The sequence below is a fragment of the Polynucleobacter sp. AP-Nino-20-G2 genome (assembly GCF_018688235.1).
GTDB lineage: Bacteria > Pseudomonadota > Gammaproteobacteria > Burkholderiales > Burkholderiaceae > Polynucleobacter.
The window spans coordinates 1,962,943-1,982,415 of the sequence record NZ_CP061313.1 but is presented as its reverse complement, the minus strand read 5'-3'; the positions used below and the strand labels follow the sequence as shown (position 1 = coordinate 1,982,415).

Sequence of the window (19,473 nt, the reverse complement as noted above, 5' to 3'; positions counted from 1 at the left end):
TTTAGGGCAGAGTGTACTTGGCCCAAGTGAAGATGACATTGCCAACGTTTTGTCCACCCGGAACATAGGCGGCTTGAATGCTGAGATCTTTATAGCCAATTGATGCAATTGGAAGTACGCCGGGAAAAGGAATGTAATTCATGATGTCTTGTCGCGACATGATGAAGGCTGTAGCACCAACTCCGTATTTCCAATCCACGCTGCCACAAATGCCCCACATTGGAATCCAGCCATATCCCACCATGTACTGATAGATGCCATGTGAGTCCTTGAAAGTCATCCCATAAATGCCTTCCCAATTACCATTCTCATTAACCAGGCCTTTGCCAAATCCAATGCCCAATGGATAGGCGGTGTATTGGTTAATCTTTTCTTGAGAATAAGCGAATGGTAGGTGGTAGGTATACAGGGGCACATACAGCTCATAGCTGCCCTTGTCCCAAACCTCTTCAAGGTGATTCGTTGTGCTCTGAAACCACTCGGAAGCAGTTTCTCCATTTGCCTGCGCAACAGACATGCACAGCAGCAGGGTAAAAAATATCCGACGCATTCTTTGGGATCTTTGAGGCAAATAGAGTCAAAACCGATTTATGAGCACTCTAAATGCTGTTTTTACTTATAAATAATAGAAGAGGTCAAATTATTATGTTGCTTTGCAGCAATTATTCCTTGCTTTGCTTGAAATAGGCTATTAATATGGTGCAGTGCAACAAATTAACCTTTAAAGGAAATATCATGTTCAAAAATCAATTTGCAGACAATCAAGCTAAATCCGTTGAAAGCGCACGTGCTTTAGGTCAGACAGCGCTTGAGAATGCTCAAGAATTAGCAGAAATTAATTATCAAGCAGCCCAACAGGCTGTGGCAAATGCGCAAGCAAAGGCTGCTGAGTTGTTGAAGGGCAAGGATGCTAAAGCTGCTCTAGAGCTTTTGCAGAGCCCAGAAGTGCAAGAGGCTGTTGCTCAGGTGGCTGATTATCAGAAAAAAGTAGCTGCAGTGTTGCGCCGCGGCAATCAAGAATTAGTAGAGGCTGTTGAGGCTGCAATCGATCAATCACAAGATGATTTGAAGAGCTTTGTAGCTGCGGCAACTTCAAAGGCGCCAGCAGGTTCAGAGGCATACGTAAGTGCATTTACATCGGCATTTAATACAGCGATGCAAAACTTTGATCAAGTGCGCTCAAGTACTCAAGATGCATTTGCAAATTTTGAGAAAAGTGTTGATACGGCAATGAAGGCTGCTCAAACCCCATTTGGTCAAACTCCAAAGGCAGCAAAAAGTCGCGCTAAATAATTAGTAAGCAGAAAAATAAAAAGCCCCAAGGCGCTAATCTTGGGGCTTTTTTATGGGCTTCAGTAGGAAAGCTTTTAACAATCGCACCCCCGCCAGCATCTAAAGCGGCGGCGTATAGCAAATGGATGCAATACTATTTAAAACGTGCGCGTGTTGTTTAGCCTTAATTCCTTGTTAAGATCATTCATCTTATTTAAACAAATTCAATATGAGAATCCTACGTATATTTATCGCATTAATGGTGGCTGCATTCATCTTGAGCGCATGCTCTAAAGAAGAGCCATCAAATGTTATTAAGGTTGCAGTATCTCCCACCATTCCCCCAATGCTTTTTGAAAAGGATGGCAAATATACCGGGATAGATCTTGAGCTATTTGAGGGCTACTGTAAATCACGTGGTTGTACATTTAAGATGACTGCATATGATTGGTTGGGCATGCTTGGTGCGGTAACTAGTGGCCAGGCTGATGTTGCTTTTTCAGGAATCTCCATTACCGATAAGCGTAAAGAGGTGATGGATTTCTCTAACCCGTATTTCACTAGCACTTGGCAGATCATTGGGCTCAAAAATCGCCATATCAAAATTAGCGATTTATCACAGCTCAAAAAATATACGATCGCCTATCCAACTGGTAGTGTGTTTGACGATTATGTAAAAACGGTATTGCAGCCCAAAGGCTATTATTCTGTTGATCAAGTAAAGCTCTACCCTTCGCCAGCAGAGGCATTAATTGCCTTGCAAAATGGAAGTGTGGATCTGGTATTTGTAGACAATGTGATGTTGGTGAATTATCAAAAGTCTTTGAACTTGCCAGTCAGTAGCAGTTATCAGGTAGTTGGATTTGATAATTTAGGATTCGCGTTTAAGAAAGGTTCAAAGTTGCGCGATGACTTCAATCTGTATCTTTCAGAGCTTGGTCCACAAAAGTTAAATGCCATTATTGAGCGTTGGACACAATAAATTCGAGCTGATTCCTGGTAATGGGTTAAAGTGCACATTAAGCCAAATACTTAAATAATTAATAAGGAAAAAATATGTCCCATCATGACAAGTTAATCGCCGCTTTTGAAGCCTATCAGTCAGAGAATGAAAAGTTCCAGGGCAAGGGAATTAAAGCTTCCGCAGCTAGAGCTCGCAAGGCTTTGCAGGAGATTGCCGGTTCTTGTAAAGAGCGCCGTAAGGAAATCACTGCCGAAAAAGAGGCGCTTGAGGGTAAGCCAAAAGGCGAAGGAATGTCTCAAGATGCTGCACGTCACGCACACATCAGAAAGTAATTTCTAATCGTTAAATTAAAAGCCACCTATATGGGTGGCTTTTTTATTAGAGGTCTACGTTGTCTAGTGCCAAGCCATCAAGATGGCTCGTGTCCGCCCATCGCTCTACCGCCCAGCCATTCTCATTGTGTATAACCCAGTTTAGAGAGGCGTTTGGTACTGATGCCACGCGCTCGGCGCTTAATGCTTGGGCGCTGGCAAGACGAAAGATCATATCAAGCGTGCCACCATGGCTGACAAGCAAAATCGTTTGCCCTGCGTGTTTTTGCTGTATAGCTGTCAGAGCCTTTTCAACGCGTAGGGCAAATTGAGCGATGCTTTCTCCGCCATCTAGTTCGTGATCTAGCTGGCGACTAATATGGGCCTGCCAAATATCGGGTTTTGCCACGGGCGCGTCTTGAATGGTCAGGCCTTGCAATCCTCCAAAATGGCGCTCGCGTAGAGCCTCCATCGAGATTGCCGTCAGCCCCATTGATTCAACAATCGCATGGGCGGTATCCGCTGCTCTTTTAAGGTCACTGGTATATAGGGCGTCAAATGAAAGCTGAGTATTTTTAAGTGCCTGTGCCATTTGTCGGGCCTGTGCTTCGCCTCGAGCATTTAGCGGGATATCGGTGTGACCTTGGAGGCGTCTTTCGGTGTTCCAATCGGTTTCACCATGACGAATCAGGCATAGTCTTGTTGTAGTCATTTGCAATAGGAGGTGAGAAATTATTTCTTAAGCATCCAGGCGCGAGGATTATGCTCAAAGCCAATATGTTCATAGTAGGTATTGGCTTTAGGTGCAGCCAATAAAACAATCATGCATTCGGGACCAAGTCGTGACTTGGTCTCTTCGATGAGACGCTTGCCAATTCCTTGTCGTTGATAATTTTCATCAACAGCAAGATCGGCTAAGTAAGCAACGTAAGAAAAGTCGGTGAGGGTGCGACTTATGCCCACCAGCTTCTCACCATCCCACGCTGAGACGATGAGATTGGCATTAGCAAGCATATCTGCAAATGTGTTGATGTTGTGAATTGGACGTCGCTCCCCAAGTGTTGAGCGCACGTATAAATCAATGGCCTGTTCAGCGTTAATGCTTGCGTTATCAAGGTAAGTAATCATGCTGATTTTGAGACGGAAAGCTCTAGGGCGTCGCCCGGTAAAAGTGTGCCGGATTCTAAGGCCTCGGCTCGTAGGCCACCTCTGCCCTGAAAAGCCTTTAAGAAATCTTGCTTACCCAATAAATTAGCGGGGCGTTCACATGGAACACATAGTTCCGTTCCTTTAAAGGCCAGCCCGCCCAAATAAAATACTTTCCCAACAAGGGTGTTGAGCGCATCAGAAGAAAAATTCAGAATAACAATATTGCGCCGAGTTTCTGTTTCTGCAAATAGAGCGCTAGTGTTCTGTTCAAGATATTGGTTTGCATCAGCGATGCCAGACAAGGTGATTAAGCTGATATGGCGGATCTTGGGCTTGCTGACAGAGAATGCTCCAATGCCGGCTGCGTAGCGATCGCCTTGTATTCCCTGACCAGCAATAATATGGGCTTGCTGAATTTGTTCCATGGGCGCCCCCGCAACTTTAGCGATATGGATGGAATGAATCTGGGGCAATAACTTATTCATTACAGAATAGTACACAAGAAAAAGCCCCGATAATTTCGGGGCTTAGTATTTAGGCAGCCTCGGGAGTAACGACTGGCCCAAGTTTATTGAGCGCCCGCTGAATCTTGTCTTTTTCTTTAGGCTTGGTGCTAGATTCAAGCAGTTTGCTAAGCTGTGTCGTATTGAGCGGACCCAATCTTGCTTTACCGGTTTTAGTAAGTATTGAGTCATTTTTTCTATTTCGTTGATTTTGGCCGACAGCCATAAGTTTTCCTAGAGTATTGGAATGATGAATCTTTGATTTTTTTCAAATGATTCTCCTATCTAGGGCGCACAATAGTGATCACGGTCCAGAATAACAGTTAAGCCGCTCAGGCGCTATGATTGGTGCTTATGAATGTTCCAAATCTAATCTTTGCCATCATTATGGGTGGGCTGATGTCTTTGAGCATTACCTTGGCCACAACATTTGTCAGGGTGGGTGCCGCTCAAAATTTCTTTTGGGTGTGGCTTGAAGTATGGCTAGTTGCGTATCCAGTGGCAATTGTCTGTATTCTGCTCTATCGGCCGATTGCCAGTAGGCTGACAAACTATTTTGTAAATAAATTAAATCAATAGATGAAATATCTTTTCCTACTGATTGGAAGGAGTGCAATGGATTGCCCAAAATATATTTTGTTTGCTATTGGTGCGCTGAGTTTAAGTGCCTGTGCTGCCGTCTATACAGATGCTTCTGATGCCAATCATGTGACATTCTTAAACAGCGATGGCGAATCCATTACCTCGTTAACGCAAAAGGCTAATGCTTATTGTGCTCAATATGGAAAGACCGCAACTTTTAGAAAAAGTGATACGCAATTGGTTGCGGTGTTTGATTGCAATGCTCCACAAGCCGGATCACGCTAAATTTAACCTGCTAGATCTGATTGATAGATTAAGCCTGCATGCTCTCTAAGGGCGTGGAACTGAATAGATTCCCAGCGCTGTTGCGCAACATCTAACTCTGATTTGTGGGACGCTAAAAATACAGATGCACCCACTACATCCTCCGCCATGCGGTGAATATTTTCCTGAATGAATTTCTTGAGTGCAACAGGATCTTCCGAGCTAACCCAGCGTGCGAGGTTATAGCGTGCCGGCAGTAGTCGCACCTCTGCGCCATATTCGGTTTGTAGGCGATGACTAACTACTTCAAACTGTAATTGCCCGAATGCGCCCAACAGCATGGTGCCGCCAGTCATGGGGCGGAACACCTGAATCGCACCTTCTTCTCCAAGCTGCATGAGGCCGGTGCGCAATTGTTTGGAGCGAAGAGGATCTGCAGACTCGACCATGCGGAAAATTTCAGGGGCAAAAAATGGCAAGCCCGTAAATTGCAGTTGCTCGCCTTCCGTGAGGGTGTCGCCTAGCCTGAGTAAGCCATGATTTGGCAACCCAATAATGTCCCCTGGGAAAGCTTCATCTAGGATATCGCGACGTTGTGATAGAAAAGAGAGTGCATTGTTGGTGCGAACCTCTTTGCCATTGCGACAAATTTTAAGTTTCATGCCGCGCTGAAAATGTCCCGAGCAAATACGCAAGAAAGCAACGCGATCTCGGTGGGCTGGATCCATATTCGCTTGAATCTTAAATACCACTGCCGAGAATTTATTTTCAGCGGGGCTTACTTCTCTTTGTAATGCTTTGCGTGATCCTGGTGATGGCGCAAGCTCTACCAATGTATTGAGAATTTCTCGCACGCCAAAGTTGTTAATCGCTGAGCCAAAAAATACTGGAGATTGGCGACCCGCCAAGAATGCCTCTTTGTTAAAAGCAGGCATCGCATTCTTAATGAGATCCACTTCCGCAAGAGCATTCTCTAGATCAGTGCCCAAGCGCTCTTTTAAGGCGGGATCATTGATATCCACAATTGCATGTGAATTTTCGGTAACGCGATCTTCACCAGCTTTGAACATGCGCATTTGCGAGTTGGCGATATCAATCACGCCGGCAAATGACTTACCCATGCCTACCGGCCAAGTAAAAGGAACCACCTCAATACCCAAGGCGGATTCGATCTCATCCATTAATTCCATGGGAGGCTTTACTTCGCGATCCATTTTATTAATGAAGGTGACGATAGGCGTATTGCGAGCGCGACATACTTCCAGTAGGCGTAAGGTTTGTGACTCGACGCCATTGGCCGCATCAATGACCATTAGGGCGGAGTCAACCGCCGTTAATACGCGATAAGTATCTTCGGAGAAGTCTTGGTGGCCTGGAGTATCGAGCAAATTAATAATGCAATCGCGATACTCCATTTGCATCACCGAGCTCGCTACTGAAATGCCGCGCTGCTTCTCAATTTCCATCCAGTCTGATGTCGCATGCCTACTAGCCTTGCGAGCTTTGACGCTACCGGCAATTTGAATCGCGCCTGCGTATAGCAGCAGTTTTTCTGTGAGCGTGGTCTTACCAGCATCTGGGTGAGAGATGATGGCAAAGCTACGACGTCTTAAAACTTCTGCGCCAGGAGTGCTGGAGGTGATGGTATCGATGGTAATTCTGCGCTCAACTTAATCTAGTAGACAGAATTATAAGCGGGTAACTGCCGCTCAGAATTGCTCTTCTGGTCTGACAAAGCGCCATTTGCCGGGCGGTAATGCCCCCAAGGAGATGCGTCCCATGCGGACCCGTTTTAAACCCAATACTTTGAGTCCAACCATTTCACACATCCGGCGAATCTGACGCTTTCTGCCCTCGCGTAAAACGAAGCGGAGTTGATCTTCGTTTTGCCAGCTTACTTGTGCGGGCTTTAAAACGACGCCATCTAATTCCAAACCATGCCTTAGTCGATCCAAATCGGCAAATGAGAGGGCGCCCTCAACACGCACTAAATACTCTTTTTCAATTGGACTGTTCTCTCCGATCAGGAGTTTCGCAATACGACCGTCTTGGGTCAGCACCAGCATGCCCGTAGAGTCGATATCTAGACGACCTGCTGGCGCAAGGCCGCGAGTATTAAAGCGTGGATTACGTCCTTTATCCAGCGGACTAGCAAAGTAGTTTTCTGGGGTGATGAGGGAGGCTGCGGGTTGATATTCCTGCTCGTCATCAAAATGAGAGATAAAACCAACGGGCTTATTCAGAATGACGGTTACTCGTGAGGCCTGCTGGGCTTTAGCCCCAGACTGCAATTCGATTTTCTGATGACGAAATGCGCGTGAACCTAATTCATTCACCACTTCACCATCAACTGTCACCAAACCTTGCTCAATATAGGAGTCGGCCTCGCGGCGAGAACAAAGACCTAGCTCGGATAGTAACTTGGATACGCGAATTTTTTCTTCCATAGCCATATTATCGGGCAAGGAGCCCATTGCATGGGCTAAGGGTATCATCGGATTAAGGCAGTAACCCAGCACAACACCGTCTATGGAATAAAGGAAATGAAATTGACAACCCCATTAAAAAAGCCACCAATTTATAAAATCCTTTACTTTCAAGTGCTTGTAGCCGTAGTAGTGGGTGTTTTGTTGGGCCACTTCTACCCTTCTCTAGGGGTGGATATGAAGCCATTTGGAGATGCCTTTATTAAAGGCATCAAGATGCTCATAGCCCCCATTATTTTTTGCACCGTTGTGCTTGGTATTGCTGGCATGGAAGACATGAAGAAAGTTGGCAAGACTGGCGGCTTAGCGCTACTCTATTTTGAGATTGTCAGCACAATTGCCTTAGTTGTTGGCTTGGTCGTGGTCAATGTTCTCCAGCCTGGCGCCGGAATGAATATTGATCCCGCCAGCCTGGATACAAAAGGTATCGCAGCATATACCGGCCCTGGAAAGATGGGGACAACCACCGAGTTTTTGCTCAACATCATTCCAAATACCGTAGTGGATGCCTTTGCAAAAGGCGAGATCTTGCAAGTACTTTTCATTGCAGTGTTATTTGGTTTTGCGCTGCATAAGTTTGGCGGCAGAGGAACCATGGTATTTGATTTGATTGAGAAGACATCCCATGTTCTTTTTGACATCATTGGCATCGTGATGAAGTTTGCGCCGATTGGTGCGTTTGGCGCTATGGCATTTACCATCGGCAAATATGGAGTTAGCTCTTTATTCTCCTTGGGTAAGTTGATGGGTGCTTTTTACATTACCTGCTTGCTATTTGTTTTTGTGGTGCTGGGCATCATCGCGCGCTTGAACGGCTTTAGTATTTTTAAATTCGTGCGCTATATCAAAGAGGAGCTCTTAATCGTTTTAGGCACCTCTTCTTCCGAGTCTGTTTTGCCGCGCATGATGGAGAAGATGGAGCTCTTGGGCGCCAAGAAAAGTTGTGTAGGCTTGGTGATTCCAACGGGCTATTCATTTAATCTAGATGGCACCTCTATTTACTTGACGATGGCGGCAGTGTTTATTGCTCAGGCAACGGATACGCCAATGACGATTACTCAACAGATCACGCTCTTACTGGTTCTATTGCTAACCTCTAAAGGCGCTGCAGGGATCACTGGTAGCGGCTTTATCGTCTTGGCTGCAACGCTCTCTGCTGTAGGCAATGTCCCGGTAGCGGGCTTGGCCATTATCTTGGGCATTGATCGATTTATGTCTGAAGCGCGCGCATTAACGAACTTAGTGGGCAATGGCGTAGCCACAATCGTGGTGGCGCGATGGACTGGCGAGTTAGATCACAGGCAATTAACTTCAGCGCTCAATCGCGATAGTTGGGTTGAGGCGCAAGAGCCAGAGGCCATTCTGGATCAGAACCAAGAAAAGATGCATTAATTCTTGGTCGGGTTACCTAGATCATTTCGTGATGATCTAGGTTCTGACAATATGAACACTGCAAGGAGCTTCCTCCACAATCTTGGTCATTGATGTTCGCCAAGGCGTGACTTTATTTGGAAGTTTATGTGAGGCGCCAATTAAGATAAGTGACGCGTCATTATCTTTTGCAAACTCAACAATGCGACTTGCGGGATCAAGCGCTTCGAGCACGTGATAAGAAATTCTCTCCGGTGGTAATTTCAGGGGTTTGGCCCATTCCATTAGTTGCACCAAATGGCCGCGCACAATACCGCTAGCAGTCTCACTCTCTTGATTGCCCTCAAATGTTGGTGTACTTGCAATAGTGCTAATGCATACCAGGCGACTTTCTGGATAGGCCTGCAATAAATTCTTAGCAGTCGTTTGCATGCGCTCACGCAGATCTTCGTCTGACTGACGGGTGTCGATCGCCGCAATCATTAAGGGCGCATCGTAGTTACCCATGCTGGGGCGTGGACTGGGCGAAGGTTCGTAGCCAGCCGCACGGAACATGCGCTTGAGATTCTCCCAAAAACTCAAGGGGTCAACACGATCAGCTCGCTCAGTCAGGGTAACGCTTTCATGATCGCGCAATACTTGGCGCAGACGTGTGGCACTTTGATAGCGATCAGCCGCCCTAGGCTCAAGACAGCGCAGTACCACTTCTTGTAGCCAGCGCGGAATCTCTTTGCGTAAGGCCCTAGGGGGAAATGCTTGCGCCCACATTCTTTTCCGTAGGCCACTCATGGACTGAGGATTTCCGAAAGGAAGTTCGCCCGTGAGTAATTCATACATGATGACGCCAATGGAGAAAATATCGCTTCGGTGGTCTGTGCGAATTCCGGCAACTTGCTCTGGTGAAATATAAGGCGCTGAGCCGATGCCCTTGCGCATTTCTTCTGCCAACAAGTCTGGGAAGCGTGCGTGATGCGATAGACCAAAGTCAATGAGCGTGAGCTTGCCCTGATCGTCAATCAAAATATTTTCAGGCTTGATATCAAGATGTATCGCATCTTGAGCATGTAGAGATTGAACAGCTTGCGCTAGGTCCGCGCCAATCCGAATGACTTCATCGATGCTAAATTGCTTACCTTCTTTAATGAAGTCCTCTAAGGGGCGGCCTGCGACGCGTTCCATTGCAATGTAAGGGCGCGTAGCCATATTGCCGGAGCCAAGATATTTTGGCACATAGGGGCTTTTCAGTGAGCGCAAGATAGTGAGCTCGGTTTCAAAGCCAATCAAGCTTTCAACGGGTTGATCTCTGCCTACCCGCGGGATCTTCAGAAGAATGGGTACATCGATCCCCTCTTTGGTTGCGGAGAATAGGCTGGCCATTCCGCCACGATGCACTTCCGCGCCTAAAACAAATCCATCAACCACTTTACCTTCTTGAAAAATCTCATCAACTGCTTCTATATCGGTATTCATTGCCATGGATAAATTATCTGCCGGTGATTAGTCGGTTGGCGAGATCTTCAGGTAAGCCAGCGCGACGGACTTTTTCCGCTGCCGTGAAATGATCATAAGGGGTGCGATAGAAAGTAAGCGCCTCCGAGCCTGGCTCAAATATCGCAAAGCATGCTTCTGGATTGCCATCCCTAGGTTGACCTAGGGAGCCAACAACGCCCACCCATTGGCGATGCTGCAATACGGGAATTTCATCGCCCGGATGCGGGGCAAAGCGAATGAGTTTTCCGACGGCGCTCTGATAGAACAATGCTTGTTCATGAGCATGCCCAACAAAGGTGTAAGTCTTTCCGGAGTGTTGTACGCAACGCCAAGCACTCATGCTGTCAGTGACGTAATTCCAGTCAGAAGGATTGTGCGCTGAAGCATGCACAAAACACATACTATCCTCTTGAATGATGAGCGGTAAGTCTTTTAGAAACTGTATTTGGGAGTGGTTGAGCTGAGCCTTAGTCCACTCAATGGCGGCATTGGCGCTCGCATTCATTTGCGAGCGTCGATCTTCAAAAACCGCTTCATCATGGTTGCCCAAAACGGCGATTGCCTTATTTGCATTGACCAGCTCACCAATCCGATCAATGACGGCCCCAGGGTCTGCGTTGTATCCAACCAGGTCGCCCAAAAATACCATCCGTGTGACGCCCAGCTCTTTAGCTTGCTCCATGCAGGCATCAAAAGCTTCTAAATTGCTATGTAGGTCGGCAAACAGCCCAATACGCTCACTCATTTTTTAATGATAGGACAAAAGCGCCCCCAGAAAAAGTATTAATACGGACTTGCTTCGTTCAATGGGCGATTTTTAAAGCGCTTATGAACCCAATAGTATTCGGCAGGCCTGAGACGAATTTCTTGTTCGAAGATTTGGTTGAGACGAGCGGTGTCTGCCTGTGGATCATCTGTTGGGAAGTTTTCAAGCGGCTTGCTAATGGCGCAGATATAGCCCGCCTCATTTTTCTTGAGGGTGGTGATCATCATGCAAACTTGCGCACCCGTGATTTTGGCAAGCCTAGACACTGCTGTAATTGTATTAGTTTGAATATTAAAAAATGGTGCAAAGGTAGAGTCTTTCAATCCCAGATCAATATCTGGCGCAATGATGATAAAACTCCCCGTGCGGATTTCTCGGATCATTTCGAGAGTATTGCCCTGCCGATCAATGGAATTTCCACCAAAACGATTTCTCCATTCAATAATTTTTTTATTAAAGAAGGGGCTTTTCATCCTCTGGAAAAATCCTGAGGTACGTGGCCATCCTTTTTCTTCAGAGAGGGCGCTCAAAATAATGCTCCCCTCAATACCAATGAAGTGCATATTAACTAAGATACGCGGTTTTCTATCGGCAAGATCCACTTCCGACTGAATCTCAATCATATGCTTGAGCTGTTTTTTTGTGCCGAGCCAAATAATACTTTTCTCAACCAGGCTACGACCAAGGAGTCGCCAATGCTGTTTGCGCAGTTGATCAATTTCTTCTGCGCTTAACTCCGGAAAGCAGAGTTGAAGATTTATTTCAACAACGCGATTTCTCTCGCTGGGAATGTGGGCCGCGATGTAGCCCAAGACATAGCCGATTGAGACCAATATCTTATAAGGAAGGGCTACCAGAAATCTGAGGAGGGCCACCCCAGAGTGATTTGAAAAGTTTTTAAACAAAGCCGAATTTATTCAGCGTCGTATCGCGTTAATGTTTTCGCGTAACGAGCTTCCATCTCTTCAGTAGAGCTACTGGACATCCCTAGATCATTTACAAGGCCGGTATCTAAACGATACGCCCAGCCATGCACTGTCAGTTCTTGGCCTCTGGCCCAGGCATCCTGCACGATGGTTGTTTCGCAGACGTTAATCACTTGTTCAATAACATTGAGTTCGCAAAGTCGATCCTGACGTTTAGGTGTCGGAAGCAACTCTCCTAAATATCTCTCGTGCTTTTGGTGCACATCTTTAACGTGCCTGAGCCAGTTGTCTGCGAGGCCTACGCGCCTATCGCTTAACGCGGCGTGTACGCCGGCACAGCCATAATGCCCGACTACCAAAATATGTTTAACCTTGAGCAGATCAATTGCAAATTGAATAACAGATAGGCAATTGAGATCGGTATGAACTACAACGTTAGCAACATTGCGATGAACAAATAGCTCACCTGGCAGCAGATTGACAATGTCATTGGCAGGAACGCGACTATCTGCGCAACCAATCCAGAGATATTCAGGGGCTTGTTGGCTGACTAGTCTTTTAAAAAAGTCAGGATCCTCTGCAACCATGGATTCTGCCCACTCACGATTATTGGCAAATAGCTGGTCTAAGGCGTTGGAGTTCTTCATAATCATGCTTTGAGTTTAAAGTACTTTGATGACACCCATTTGGTTAAAACAAACCCCCACTGGCATTGCACTTCATTTGCACTGCCAGCCGGGCGCCAAGCAGACCAAGGTCGTTGGATTGCACGACGGTTGTCTTAAGATTTCTCTTCAGGCCCCTGCTGTTGAAAACAAGGCCAATGAAATGCTTTTATCGTGGCTCTCGAAGCAGTTAAAGGTGCCGCAAAAGCAAATTCAGTTTCTTTCTGGTCAAAACAGTCGCAAAAAGCGGGTAGAAATTTGGGGCTCCATCACTCCAGAGCAAATTATTGAATGTTTGAGCCCTTAACTCTTACCAAAAGATGGCCCACAAAATTCCGAGAATCAGCACCCACTTACCAATGTAATAGACGCTCCGATGTTTTGCTTTGAGTTTCTTGGCTTGCGCTCTCAAGTGATAAAAGTACTTAAATAGAATATTTACAAAGCCTACTTTCTCACCCTCTACATTTTGAGAGGAAGCAGCGCTCATGACATATTTTCCAAACCAGCGATTTAAGAGTTGAACTGGTAATGTATAAACAGGCCGCTCTACATCGCAAAATAAAACAATACGCTGTTGATCTGTTTCATTGGCAGCATAGTGAATATAGGTCTCATCGAACATTACCGGCTCGCCGTCTTTCCAGTAATAGCGTTCGCCATCGACATCAATAAAGCACTTGGGATCATTTGGCGTAACCAATCCAATGTGATAACGCAAAGAGCCTGCATACGGGTCGCGATGGCGAACTAAAGTTGCGCCTGGCGGCAAAGAGGCGAACATAGCCGCCTTAACCGATGGAATGGACTTTAGGAGTGCGACTGTTTGAGGGCAGTTCGCCTGAGCCGAAGGCAATTCTTTGCCATACCAATATAGGTGGAAGCGCTTCCAGCCGGTGCGAAAAAAAGAGTTAAAGCCGATATCGTTATAGCCAGTGGCAGCAGCAATAGCCCCATCCGCATTTAAGGCAAGTGCTTCATCTCGAATGGTCTCCCAGTGATCTTGGAGAATTTGCATCTCGGGAAAGTCTTTTACGGGAATGAATGCCCCGGCCTTAGTTTTTGAGAATAAATATAGAAGGCTATTAATGGGGGCTAGGAGCACTTGATAATCTGTAAGTGATCGAACTAAACCAAAACGCACTTTGCCTCTGAAATAGACGTACACCGCGGAGACAATAAAAATTACAAAGATGAGGTGACGTAGTTCCATGAAATTTACCGATTAGCGTTAACACTAATATTTTAATTTGCTTGGCATGCCAAATGATGCCTATTTTTGTAATGACTATGCTCAAATACTAATTAGGGCTTCAGTTAGTCCAAATAAATGCCCATTATTGGGGCTGCAGGGATGATTTATTAAGGAAAATCACATGAATAGATTCGTAAAGTGGCTTCTAAGCCTTATTTTGATTGGTTTGGCTGGCTTAGCCGCCTATACCTGGATTATGCTCAATTGGAGCTATGGAAGTGGCGAAAGAGCTGGATATGTGCAGAAATTTTCTAATCGCGGCTATTTATGCAAGACCTGGGAAGGGGAGTTAGCCATGGTTTCGATGCCTGGAACGATGTCAGAAAAATTCCTCTTTACGGTGCGTGAAGATGCAGTAGCGCAAAAAATTAATGCTAATTTAGGTAAAAAAGTGGCACTAAAATACGATCAGCATATTGGGCTTCCTACAACATGTTTTGGGGATACCGAGTATTTTGTGTCTGATATCACCGTTTTAGAAGAGTAAAAAGCGGTAGTGAAAAAAATTGCTGTGACGCAGCTTTATTTTTGTAATTTTTTGTGGTTAAAATCATGCAAGCGCACTGTGCGCTGACATCAATATCTATAAGGAGCTTCACTTGAACAAAGCAGAACTAATCGCAGCGATTGCTGACGATGCTGAGATCTCAAAAGCCAAAGCTGAATTTGCATTGAATTCTGCTATTGAGCAAATCATTAAAGCCGTTACTAAGGGCGACTCAGTACAACTGATCGGCTTCGGTACTTTTGCTTCTGGTAAGCGCGCTGCACGTATGGGTCGTAACCCAAAAACTGGCGAGCCACTCAAAATTGCTGCTGCTAAAACTGTTAAGTTTTCTGCTGGTAAGGCATTTAAAGATTCAGTTAACAAGCGTAAGAAGTAATTCTTGCTTTGTGATGAAAAAGCCCGGCATGCCGGGCTTTTTTGTTTCTGGAAGTATCGTAGTCCTAGTGAATTTGATTTAGCTTTGCACAAGACGGCGGTGGCGATGAATGCTCATCAAAATGCCCGCGCCAAAGCCTAGGGTAACCAGGGCCGTGCCACCGTAGCTAATGAAGGGTAGCGGAACTCCTACTACCGGCAATAACCCGCTCACCATCCCAATATTCACAAAAGCGTAGGTAAAGAAAATTAACGTTACCGATGCGCCAAGTAAGCGAGTGAATAAATTTGGTGCGCTTGCTGAGATAGCCAACCCTCTTTTAATGAGTGCAAAAAAGAGCGCCAATAAAACCAGGTTACCTAAGAGGCCAAACTCTTCAGAAAACACAGCGAATACAAAGTCAGTATGTTTTTCTGGAATAAATTCCAGATGTGCTTGTGTGCCTTGAAACCAGCCTTTGCCAAAAAATCCACCAGAGCCGATGGCGATCATCGATTGAATAGTATGAAAACCTTTTCCAAGTGGATCGCTGCTTGGATCGAGCAATGTACAAACACGGTGTTTCTGATAGTCATGAACAAATGGCCATACAACATCATGCGCGCAAATGGTGTTGCCAAAAATAACAATCAAAATAATTCCAAATGCGCCGACCCCGATAAATGGCAGAATCCATTTCCAAGGCAAGCCAGCAAGAATGATCACATACATACCTGCGGCAAAAACTAATAAAGCAGTACCCAAGTCCGGTTGCCGCGCAATCAACAACACTGGAATACCTAGAATCAATGCAGCTACTCCATAGTCCCAGGATTTTTGAATGCCCTCCCGTTTTTGAAAGTACCAAGCAAGCATGAGCGGCATTGCTATCTTCATGAGTTCAGATGGCTGAATCACTACGCCGATATTGAGCCAACGTCTCGCACCCTTTTTAATTAATCCAAATACGGCAACTGCAATTAGAAGAGCAACGCCAAGACCGTAAATCCATGTCGCTGCCATTTCTAACCACTTTGGTGGGATGCGAGAAACAATCCACATTACCGCGAATGACAATGCTAAATTTCGAAACTCATCTTCAAAGCGAACGGGCGTATTTTGACTGGCGGATAAAAAGGTTACAAAGCCAACAGCCGCTAAGCCAAGCAATATAAGGCCTAGCTGGCGATCTAGTCCGCTAAAAATGCTGAAAAATAATTCTTTTAATTTATTTATGGCGCTCTTTTCCATTCAGGAATCTCCTTGGGCCATTTACCTTCAAGATAAAAATCGAGCGCTTTTCTTGCAATCGGAGCAGCATACTGTGCTCCAAATCCAGCATTCTCTACCACCATCGCAATGACGATGGTGGGCTTATCTGCAGGAGCAAACGCAATATACAAAGCATGATCGCGCAAAAATTCTGCGGTAGCGCCATGCTTATATTCTTTTGAGTTCAAGCTAAATACTTGTGCGGTTCCGGTCTTTCCGCCTACCTGATATCCAGTGCCCTTAAATGCGGCTGCAGATGTCCCGGAATTATTTACTTCGACCATTGCTTTTTTAATGACTTCAATGTTTTCTGGATTGAGATCAATCCGATAACTTTCTTTGGGTGTCGTCAGAGTGCGATGTCTGGTGAATGGATCTTCAATGGCTTTTACTAAATGGGGCTTCATCACAACCCCGTTATTCGCCATGTTCGCCATTGCATGCGATAGCTGCAAAATGGTGAAGGCGTTATACCCCTGGCCAATACCTAATGAGATGGTTTCGCCCTCGTACCATTTTTGTTGTTCTGGTTTCTTGAAGGTATTTTTTTTCCATTCGGTCGATGGTAGAACGCCTTTGGATTCACCTTGTAGATCGATGCCCGTGATTTGACCAAAGCTAAATGGCTTCATAAAGTCATGCATCATGTTTACACCCATATCGCGCGCCAACATGTAGTAGTAGGTATCGCAAGATTCAACAATCGACTTTTGCATATCGACAATGCCGTGACCACCCTTTTTGTCGTCCCGAAATGTATGGTTACCAAAATCAAAGTAACCAGGATCGGAAATGGTTTGTGATGGCGTGCGCTTTTTTGTCTCTAAAGCGGCCAGCGCCATAAATGGCTTATAGGTAGATCCTGGTGGATAGATGCCTTTGAGTGGGCGGTTATAAAGCGGCTTCTGTGGAGAGTCATTGAGCTCTTTCCATGTCACCGAATCAATGCCCTCAACAAAGTCATTTGGGTTGAAGTTGGGCTTCGATACAAATGCCAATATGTCACCAGTCTCAGGTTCAATCGCCACGAATGCCCCGCGGAAATTTCCATAGAGCTCCTCCACCAAATATTGCAATTTGATATCGATGGACAGGACGATATTTTTTCCAGGAACAGAGGGCGAACTAGAAAGTGTGCGTACCGGTTTTCCGCCGGCAGTGATCTCCACTTGATCGTATCCAGGGACGCCGCGTAAGACAGATTCGTAACTTTGCTCTAAACCAATTTTTCCTACGTACTGAATGCCAGGCAAAAATGAAGTCTGCAATGCATCTGGATCATCCGTTTTGGAGCTCTCGATTTCAGCCTGCATTTTCTCTTTATCTCTTTGAGAAACTCGGCCGATATAACCAATTAAATGGGAGGCTAGCTCGTTATATGGGTACTCTCGGAAGCTGCGTGCACGAATCTCCACCCCGGGAAAGCGGTAGCGATTTGCCATAAATCGGGCTGTTTCGGCCTCAGTAAGCATGGATCTGAGGGGAAAAGTGCCCATTTTTCGAGAATCCTCGAGGGAGCGCTTGAAATTGCGGCGATCTCTAGGGGAAATCAGCACAATTTGCGAGAGTTCGTCGATCAGATCATCCACATTTCCTTTAATCTCCTCGGCATTGACATCTAGAGTCAGTGCCGAGTAATTCCTGCCGATCACAATCCCGTTGCGGTCAATGATGAGGCCGCGATTGGCCGGGGCTGGAACTAGGGCGATGCGATTGTTTTCAGCGAGAAGCGCATATTTTCCGTGGCTCACCAGTTGCAGCCAAACCAAGCGTGTAATCAGCAATAAGAAGCAGAACGTAACGAATAAGGTCGCAATATGAATGCGCTCTTGAAACGAGTCGAGATCTGGTTTTTTGAAAGAAACCATACCGCTCTTTAGATTGGACGATTGTGATCAACGTCAATTGGTCGACGTTGAGGTGAGAGCAAGATGCGGGTTGCAATAGGCCAAAGCAATGCTTCAATAATTGCTTGAATAGTGCCAGTCAAGGCCCACCAGTAGATCTCTCCACTCAATAGCCAATGCGCCAGTACCGGAAATAGCGAGACCAATAAAAAGATTGGTAGCAAATGTAACGCTTGAGTGAGCACTGATAGCGCAATGATGCGGCGATGCCAAGAGATTGCAAGGTAAGCCACTAGCGAGTAACTAAAGGCATGGAGCCCCAATAGATCCGAGTTATGCACATCCATAAACAGACCAAGAATAAAAGCAATAATCACGCCGACATAGCGATGTTGGTGAATGTTCCAAAACACAATGCAAATAATGAGCCAGTCAGGGACCCATCCGTAATTGCCAATAGGTAGTAGGTTTAATAGCAGCGCGCAAAATAAACTGAAATAAATAAATACCGGGTTAACCGGACGCAGAATGTAGCCGCTTTCAAAGTCGATCATTGCATGCCTCGCGCGCGGGTTTGACGACGACCGGGAGTATTGGTAAGTGGCGCCCCAGGCTTATTGGTGACTGTTGATGCTTTGGCATCCCATTGTGGATCGTAAAGAAGTGCAAGTGCTTGACGATAGCGATTTACTGGCGCCACTGGAACGCAGAATACATTCGAAGAATTTTTGTCTGCATTGCGTTCAATGCGACTAATGATCGCCACTGCAAATCCCGGAGGGTAAACGCCATCAATACCAGAGGTGATGAGTACGTCGCCCACCTCCAGATCGCTTGCGACTGGTAAGTAACGAAGCTCTAGGGGGTTGCCGCGCCCTGCGCCAAACACCGCGGCCCTCAAGCCATTGCGCGCTACTTGCACAGGAACTGCAAAGTCACGATCTTCCAATAAGGACACTTCCGCAGAGTGATCGTAAATACGAACTACCTGACCTAGGATGCCCGAGTCGTTGGCAATAGGGTTTCCCAACTTTAGTCCGTCGTCACTACCGCGATTGATCACTATGCGTTGCGAAATCGGATTGGGTGGGTTGAATAAGATCTCTACGGGTAGCGTTTTAAATGAAATATGTTTCTGGAGCTCCATGAGCTGACGCAGGTTTTGGTTCTCCACCAACAGAAATTCAGATTGATTCGCAAGCAAAGAAAGCTCTGCTTGACGTACTTTCATTTCTTGATTTTCTTTGTCGAGTGTTCCGCGTGTCGTGAAATATTCCGATGTTGCTTCAAGGGCATTGCGAGGCATCATCATCACATATTCAAGCGGACGCAATATCCAGTTGACGTTGTTACGAATCGGATCAAGCGCTTTAAAGCGAAAGTCGATCAACATCAATGCGATGCTGATCGATAGACAGACAATCAGTTTGACTAAAGCCGGAACGCCTTGTCTGAAAAGTGGAGGAGCGCTGTGTTGCAATTCCCT

General features: G+C 45.9%; 25 protein-coding genes. 9 read left to right on the top strand and 16 right to left on the bottom strand.

The features are described from left to right. Position 1 precedes the first annotated feature (1 nt). A complete protein-coding gene (gene pagP / locus FD960_RS10300; protein WP_215299140.1) occupies positions 2–550 on the bottom strand; it encodes a lipid IV(A) palmitoyltransferase PagP in 549 nt (182 codons plus the stop codon). Positions 551–735: 185 nt separating this feature from the next. Here pagP and FD960_RS10295 point away from each other — a divergent pair, with 185 nt between their 5' ends. From FD960_RS10295 to FD960_RS10285, 3 genes are all read left to right on the top strand, one after another. Beyond that, complete coding sequence (locus FD960_RS10295) at positions 736–1,293, top strand: phasin family protein (RefSeq protein ID WP_215299139.1); 558 nt, start codon at positions 736–738, stop codon at positions 1,291–1,293. Positions 1,294–1,501: 208 nt separating this feature from the next. Further along, positions 1,502–2,254 carry a transporter substrate-binding domain-containing protein gene (locus tag FD960_RS10290; RefSeq protein WP_215299138.1) on the top strand — a complete coding sequence of 251 codons (753 nt, stop codon included), beginning with the start codon at positions 1,502–1,504 and terminating at the stop codon, positions 2,252–2,254. A 74-nt stretch (positions 2,255–2,328) separates the two neighbouring features. Beyond that, on the top strand, positions 2,329–2,568 hold the full coding sequence (locus tag FD960_RS10285) for a hypothetical protein (RefSeq protein WP_215299137.1): 240 nt from the start codon (positions 2,329–2,331) through the stop codon (positions 2,566–2,568). Positions 2,569–2,614: 46 nt separating this feature from the next. On the opposite strand, the gene FD960_RS10280 is transcribed toward FD960_RS10285, so the two are convergent. The 4 genes from FD960_RS10280 to FD960_RS10265 form a co-directional block, all read right to left on the bottom strand. Continuing rightward, positions 2,615–3,259: a histidine phosphatase family protein gene (locus FD960_RS10280; protein ID WP_215299136.1), complete on the bottom strand. Its 645-nt coding sequence runs from the start codon at positions 3,257–3,259 to the stop codon at positions 2,615–2,617. A 20-nt stretch (positions 3,260–3,279) separates the two neighbouring features. After that, on the bottom strand, positions 3,280–3,675 hold the full coding sequence (locus FD960_RS10275) for a GNAT family N-acetyltransferase (RefSeq protein WP_215299135.1): 396 nt from the start codon (positions 3,673–3,675) through the stop codon (positions 3,280–3,282). Next, positions 3,672–4,121, bottom strand: a complete 450-nt coding sequence (locus FD960_RS10270; RefSeq protein WP_215299134.1) for an MOSC domain-containing protein — start codon at positions 4,119–4,121, stop codon at positions 3,672–3,674. The genes FD960_RS10275 and FD960_RS10270 overlap by 4 nt, the downstream gene beginning before the upstream one ends. A 109-nt stretch (positions 4,122–4,230) precedes the next feature. After that, positions 4,231–4,425, bottom strand: a complete 195-nt coding sequence (locus FD960_RS10265; protein ID WP_215299133.1) for a hypothetical protein — start codon at positions 4,423–4,425, stop codon at positions 4,231–4,233. 128 nt (positions 4,426–4,553) lie between these two features. Here FD960_RS10265 and FD960_RS10260 point away from each other — a divergent pair, with 128 nt between their 5' ends. Together FD960_RS10260 and FD960_RS10255 are read left to right on the top strand one after the other, a co-directional pair. Continuing rightward, positions 4,554–4,778 carry a DUF2798 domain-containing protein gene (locus FD960_RS10260; protein ID WP_215299132.1) on the top strand — a complete coding sequence of 75 codons (225 nt, stop codon included), beginning with the start codon at positions 4,554–4,556 and terminating at the stop codon, positions 4,776–4,778. Next, positions 4,779–5,066, top strand: coding sequence for a hypothetical protein (locus FD960_RS10255; protein ID WP_215299131.1), 288 nt, complete (start codon positions 4,779–4,781; stop codon positions 5,064–5,066). It begins immediately after the preceding gene. 2 nt (positions 5,067–5,068) lie between these two features. Here the strand turns inward: FD960_RS10255 and FD960_RS10250 are convergent, their stop codons facing one another. After that, positions 5,069–6,688, bottom strand: a complete 1,620-nt coding sequence (locus FD960_RS10250) for a peptide chain release factor 3 (protein WP_371817455.1) — start codon at positions 6,686–6,688, stop codon at positions 5,069–5,071. Positions 6,689–6,754: 66 nt separating this feature from the next. After that, positions 6,755–7,492 carry a pseudouridine synthase gene (locus tag FD960_RS10245; RefSeq protein ID WP_215299130.1) on the bottom strand — a complete coding sequence of 246 codons (738 nt, stop codon included), beginning with the start codon at positions 7,490–7,492 and terminating at the stop codon, positions 6,755–6,757. A 96-nt stretch (positions 7,493–7,588) separates the two neighbouring features. Here FD960_RS10245 and FD960_RS10240 point away from each other — a divergent pair, with 96 nt between their 5' ends. Beyond that, complete coding sequence (locus tag FD960_RS10240) at positions 7,589–8,923, top strand: dicarboxylate/amino acid:cation symporter (protein ID WP_215299129.1); 1,335 nt, start codon at positions 7,589–7,591, stop codon at positions 8,921–8,923. A gap of 36 nt (positions 8,924–8,959) precedes the next feature. Here the strand turns inward: FD960_RS10240 and FD960_RS10235 are convergent, their stop codons facing one another. From FD960_RS10235 to can, 4 genes are read right to left on the bottom strand one after another with little or no spacing between them, the layout of a single operon-like run. Next, positions 8,960–10,378, bottom strand: coding sequence for a protein kinase (locus FD960_RS10235; RefSeq protein ID WP_215299128.1), 1,419 nt, complete (start codon positions 10,376–10,378; stop codon positions 8,960–8,962). 7 nt (positions 10,379–10,385) lie between these two features. Further along, a complete protein-coding gene (locus FD960_RS10230) occupies positions 10,386–11,138 on the bottom strand; it encodes a metallophosphoesterase (RefSeq protein WP_215299127.1) in 753 nt (250 codons plus the stop codon). A 38-nt stretch (positions 11,139–11,176) separates the two neighbouring features. Further along, entirely contained in the window at positions 11,177–12,064 is an 888-nt protein-coding gene (locus FD960_RS10225; protein ID WP_215299126.1) for a lipid A biosynthesis acyltransferase, read from the bottom strand. A gap of 8 nt (positions 12,065–12,072) precedes the next feature. Beyond that, positions 12,073–12,738: a carbonate dehydratase gene (gene can, locus FD960_RS10220; RefSeq protein ID WP_215299125.1), complete on the bottom strand. Its 666-nt coding sequence runs from the start codon at positions 12,736–12,738 to the stop codon at positions 12,073–12,075. A 22-nt stretch (positions 12,739–12,760) separates the two neighbouring features. On the opposite strand from can, the gene FD960_RS10215 reads away from it, so the two are divergent. Next, positions 12,761–13,057, top strand: a complete 297-nt coding sequence (locus FD960_RS10215; RefSeq protein WP_215299124.1) for a DUF167 domain-containing protein — start codon at positions 12,761–12,763, stop codon at positions 13,055–13,057. A gap of 3 nt (positions 13,058–13,060) precedes the next feature. On the opposite strand, the gene FD960_RS10210 is transcribed toward FD960_RS10215, so the two are convergent. Further along, positions 13,061–13,963, bottom strand: a complete 903-nt coding sequence (locus FD960_RS10210) for an aspartyl/asparaginyl beta-hydroxylase domain-containing protein (protein ID WP_215299123.1) — start codon at positions 13,961–13,963, stop codon at positions 13,061–13,063. A gap of 163 nt (positions 13,964–14,126) precedes the next feature. Here FD960_RS10210 and FD960_RS10205 point away from each other — a divergent pair, with 163 nt between their 5' ends. Further along, positions 14,127–14,492, top strand: a complete 366-nt coding sequence (locus tag FD960_RS10205; protein ID WP_215299122.1) for a hypothetical protein — start codon at positions 14,127–14,129, stop codon at positions 14,490–14,492. 76 nt (positions 14,493–14,568) lie between these two features. Continuing rightward, positions 14,569–14,889 carry an HU family DNA-binding protein gene (locus tag FD960_RS10200; RefSeq protein WP_143742185.1) on the top strand — a complete coding sequence of 107 codons (321 nt, stop codon included), beginning with the start codon at positions 14,569–14,571 and terminating at the stop codon, positions 14,887–14,889. Positions 14,890–14,967: 78 nt separating this feature from the next. Here the strand turns inward: FD960_RS10200 and rodA are convergent, their stop codons facing one another. The 4 genes from rodA to mreC are packed head-to-tail and all read right to left on the bottom strand — an operon-like array spanning position 14,968 to position 19,467. Next, entirely contained in the window at positions 14,968–16,119 is a 1,152-nt protein-coding gene (gene rodA, locus FD960_RS10195) for a rod shape-determining protein RodA (RefSeq protein WP_215299121.1), read from the bottom strand. Beyond that, positions 16,101–18,008 carry a penicillin-binding protein 2 gene (mrdA, locus tag FD960_RS10190; protein ID WP_215299120.1) on the bottom strand — a complete coding sequence of 636 codons (1,908 nt, stop codon included), beginning with the start codon at positions 18,006–18,008 and terminating at the stop codon, positions 16,101–16,103. The genes rodA and mrdA overlap by 19 nt, the downstream gene beginning before the upstream one ends. An 8-nt stretch (positions 18,009–18,016) precedes the next feature. Continuing rightward, a complete protein-coding gene (gene mreD / locus FD960_RS10185) occupies positions 18,017–18,541 on the bottom strand; it encodes a rod shape-determining protein MreD (RefSeq protein WP_215299119.1) in 525 nt (174 codons plus the stop codon). Beyond that, positions 18,538–19,467 carry a rod shape-determining protein MreC gene (gene mreC / locus FD960_RS10180; RefSeq protein WP_215299118.1) on the bottom strand — a complete coding sequence of 310 codons (930 nt, stop codon included), beginning with the start codon at positions 19,465–19,467 and terminating at the stop codon, positions 18,538–18,540. Before mreC ends, mreD begins: the two co-directional genes overlap by 4 nt. Positions 19,468–19,473 lie beyond the last annotated feature (6 nt).